Raw genomic sequence first — 3802 nt, 5'->3', positions numbered from 1 at the left:
CAGCCAATACGGGGCCGACTATATGGCCCGGCAGGGCAGCGACTATATCGAAATTCTCACCCATTATTACACAGGGGTGGAACTGGTAAAAATTCAGTTCTAAGGGAGGAATGCTGTCGCAAACGCTCTCATAAACAGGCAAATAGACATCTTTTCAGACATCTCCATGTTGATCGTACAACTTTCCCAAAGATCTTGGATAAATTGTATTTCCATCGACATCTTTTATCTCTATTTTATAAAAAAATTATAGTTTCGGTAAAATTCTTTTCTTTTCAGATAGATTTTTTCTTATTGATGGTGTAATATAGGGGTGTCGGTTTCAGTAAGTGATTACTGTTTAAGATGAAATAAAACAGGAGGAATTGCTATGAATAATATCCCGCAAGTCAAACTGGGAATCGTCGCAGTCAGCCGTGACTGCTTCCCTATGGAACTTTCTACCAACCGCAGAAAGGCTGTCGTCAAGTCCTTCCAGGAAAAAGGCGGAGACATCTACGAATGTCCTACCACCATTGAAAATGAGATTCATATGCGCAAGGCACTCTCTGAAGTCAAAGAGGCCGGCTGCAATGCACTCGTCGTCTATCTGGGCAACTTTGGTCCTGAAACAGAAGAAACCCTCCTGGCCAAAGAATTCGGCGGCCCGGTCATGTTTGTCGCTGCAGCGGAAGAGAATACCGGCATCCTGGCAAGCAGCCGCGGTGACGCCTATTGCGGCATGCTCAACGCCAGCTACAACCTGGGACTGCGCAATATCAAAGCTTACATTCCCGAATATCCTGTAGGAACCGCCGATGAAGTAGCGGACATGATTTTTGATTTTATTCCCGTGGCACGTGCCGTCATCGGCCTGTCCAAGCTGAAAATCATCACCTTCGGTCCCCGTCCGAGAGATTTTCTGGCCTGCAACGCCCCCATTAAACAGCTCTACAACCTGGGTGTTGAAATCGCAGAAAATTCCGAGTTGGACCTGTTTGCCTCCTTTAACGAGCATGCCAACGATCCCCGGATTCCCGAGGTTGTGGCGGACATGGAAAAAGAGCTGGGCGAGGGCAACAAGATGCCTGGCATCCTGCCCAAGCTGGCACAGTATGAAATCACCCTCCTCGACTGGGCTGAGAACCAGAAGGGTTCCCGGGAGTTTGTGGCCTTCGCCAACAAGTGCTGGCCCGCATTCCAGACCCAGTTTGGCTTTGTTCCCTGCTATGTCAACAGCCGTCTGACCGCCCGTGGCATCCCCGTCTCCTGCGAGGTGGATATCTACGGCGCTCTCAGCGAGTTTATCGGCACCTGCATCTCCGACGACATTGTCACATTGCTGGATATCAACAACACTGTTCCTGCCGATATGTACGAGAAGGAGATCAAGGGCAAATACAACTACACCCACAAGGATACCTTCATGGGCTTCCACTGCGGCAATACCTCTTCCCAGAAGCTCACCTCCTGCGAGATGAAGTATCAGCTGATCATGCACCGCGGTCTGGAGCCGGATAAGGAACCCGATATCACCCGCGGCACCCTGGAAGGAGACATTGTCCCTGGCGATATCACCTTCTTCCGTCTGCAATCCAATGCCGACGCAGAGCTCACCGCCTATGTGGCAGAGGGCGAGGTCCTGCCGGTACCCACCTGTTCCTTCGGCGGCATCGGCGTCTTCGCCATCCCGGAAATGGGCCGTTTCTATCGTCATGTGCTCATTGAAAAACGGTATCCCCATCACGGCGCTGTGGCTTTCGGACATTTCGGAAAGGCGCTCTTCAGCCTGTTTAAACTGCTGGGCGTCAAGGATTTGGGGTACAATCAGCCCAAAGGCGTCCCCTATCCCTCTGAAAACCCCTTCGCATAAATTTCATCTTTCTCATAAAAACGGCATGGCTTTTAGGCCATGCCGTTTTTCATTCTTTTGGCCAAAAAACCCTTGAATCCCCCGCGCAACCAATAGTTGACAGATAGTTGGTAGACAGAGGGGGCACTTTTCCGCTATGATGAGGGCAATTCCAAAAAGCAAAGATCACTGTAAAGGAGCAGGTTATATCATGGACATCGGATCCCGGATCAAAGAACTTCGCAGGGAGCAGCATCTCTCCCAGGAAGGGTTGGCTCAGCGGTTGGGCATCTCACGACAGGCAGTAGCCAAGTGGGAAAATCACACTGCCTTTCCCAGCACCTCCAATCTGCTGGCTCTGTGTGAAGCCCTGGATGTTTCTCTGGAGGAACTGATACCTTTGGAAAGCGGCGGCAATCCTCCTTCCAAAAGCATCTGGGAACGGATGCGGATTCCGCTGCTCGTTGCCAGCATTATCCTTCTACTCTTGGTTATTTTCCTGTGCTTTGTCTATTTTCAGCAGCGTCTGCCCTCCAATACCATTGGATATGCTGATGGGGAGACTGGCATCTGGGTTTCCGGCCCGCCGGTGCTTCTCTATCTCCTTGGCGGCGTCACCCTTCTGCTTGTGGCCATCACCATCTTTTCCTTTGTCCGGGTGCAAAACCAGAGAAAGGGGCCAAAATCGTGAAAAAGCTTAGGTTCGCGGGGATCTTATTCGCGGTTGCGATCCTTTTTGCAGGCTGTATTCCTTCTCAAACTCCGTCTGCATCCACTGCCTCCGCCCCCATTCTGGAGGAGATTGATTCCTGGCCGGTCAATACCTACACCAAGGCCATCCCCAAACCTGAATCAGGTACTCCTCAATTTCAGATTTTCGATGAGGAGAAGGGCTATTATGCCATCACCTTAGAAATTGAGGATCGAGCCCAGGGAGAGGCCTATCTGCAAACTCTGTCCTCCCAGGGCTTTCGAGAAATAGCCGGGGAATCTGAGGAAACCGCCATTGGCCAAATATATCGCAAAGATAACCTTTGGTTAAGCGTCAGTGTCTCTGACCATGCTCTTGGGATCTATGTTGCGCTGGAGCAGGATTACTAAGGCCAATCTCCATCTGGTTCCATCCGTTTTTTCCCGTCTGGATAAAAACAAAAGGGAGGTCCCCCACGGGACCTCCCTTCTTATATGGTCAAGATGTTTTCTTTAACAGATGGATCTCAAACTGGATCGGGGTGGACAGTGTATGTAAGCTCTCCAGTCTTTGGCATCCCTCTTTGGGCGACTTCCAGTAGTAAGGGGTCATCATAAAGAGATGGGCAATGTCTTCTTTGCTCTCAAGCCGCATTTCTCCTGAGACACGGATGACCTCCAGAGGGGAAAAGCCCTCTAACACAAAGGAATTTTTCTCATTTTCATAGGGCGCATTATAAAGGATCTCTTTGAGACCAAAGAGATGCCGGGGACCTGGCGCTCCGATAGCCAGAACGCCGCCGGGTCGAAGCACCCGGTAAAACTCCCGGTCTGCCACCGGCGCAAAAATGTTCATCACCATATCCGCGGTTTGGTCAAACAGGGGCAGCGCAAAAATACTGGCCGCCAGGAACCGGACGCCCGGCTCCCGTTTGGCCGCAAAGCGCAGAGCGAATTTAGAAAGGTCAACCCCCACCAAATCTCCCCACCGGCCCGCCTGCTGCAATGCGGAAAAGACGCCGGCGGTGTAGTAGCCCTCCCCGCAGCCGGCATCCACCAAAGTGCCGTCCTGCGGCAGATATTTTAGGACCTGGGCAGACAGGGCATCCAGCAGGATACGGTAGTGATCCCCTGCGAAAAATTGGTTGCGGGCACGGGCCATATCCTGGTTGTCCCCCGGCGTTTTGCCATGGTGGCGGCCGGAAAGGATCAGGTTGCAGTATCCTTCCCGGGACAGATCAAAACTGTGTCCTTTTTTGCAGCGATAGCTTTTCTGCTGCA

At 51.6% G+C, this 3802-nt stretch carries 4 protein-coding genes; 3 read left to right on the top strand and 1 reads right to left on the bottom strand.

Annotated elements, in window-relative coordinates:
- Positions 1–370 precede the first annotated feature (370 nt).
- From ACZ25G_RS09940 to ACZ25G_RS09930, 3 genes are all read left to right on the top strand, one after another.
- Positions 371–1852, top strand: a complete 1482-nt coding sequence (locus ACZ25G_RS09940) for an L-fucose/L-arabinose isomerase family protein (protein WP_463682345.1) — start codon at positions 371–373, stop codon at positions 1850–1852.
- Between the two features lie 190 nt (positions 1853–2042).
- Positions 2043–2522 (top strand): helix-turn-helix domain-containing protein, encoded by a 480-nt coding sequence (locus ACZ25G_RS09935; RefSeq protein WP_463682344.1) that lies wholly within the window; start codon positions 2043–2045, stop codon positions 2520–2522.
- Complete coding sequence (locus ACZ25G_RS09930; protein WP_463682343.1) at positions 2519–2932, top strand: hypothetical protein; 414 nt, start codon at positions 2519–2521, stop codon at positions 2930–2932. Before ACZ25G_RS09935 ends, ACZ25G_RS09930 begins: the two co-directional genes overlap by 4 nt.
- 88 nt (positions 2933–3020) lie before the next feature.
- On the opposite strand, the gene ACZ25G_RS09925 is transcribed toward ACZ25G_RS09930, so the two are convergent.
- A partial coding sequence (locus tag ACZ25G_RS09925; RefSeq protein ID WP_463682342.1) for a methyltransferase domain-containing protein occupies positions 3021–3802 on the bottom strand: 782 nt, incomplete at its 5' end.

The sequence above is a fragment of the Zongyangia sp. genome (assembly GCF_965361945.1).
This window is presented reverse-complemented; position numbering and strand designations above follow the sequence as displayed.

Bases quoted from the DNA above. Each gene is read 5' to 3' on its own strand.
- ACZ25G_RS09935 (WP_463682344.1), top strand. From the start codon at position 2,043: ATGGACATCGGATCCCGGATCAAAGAACTTCGCAGGGAGCAGCATCTC.
- ACZ25G_RS09940 (WP_463682345.1), top strand. From the start codon at position 371: ATGAATAATATCCCGCAAGTCAAACTGGGAATCGTCGCAGTCAGCCGT.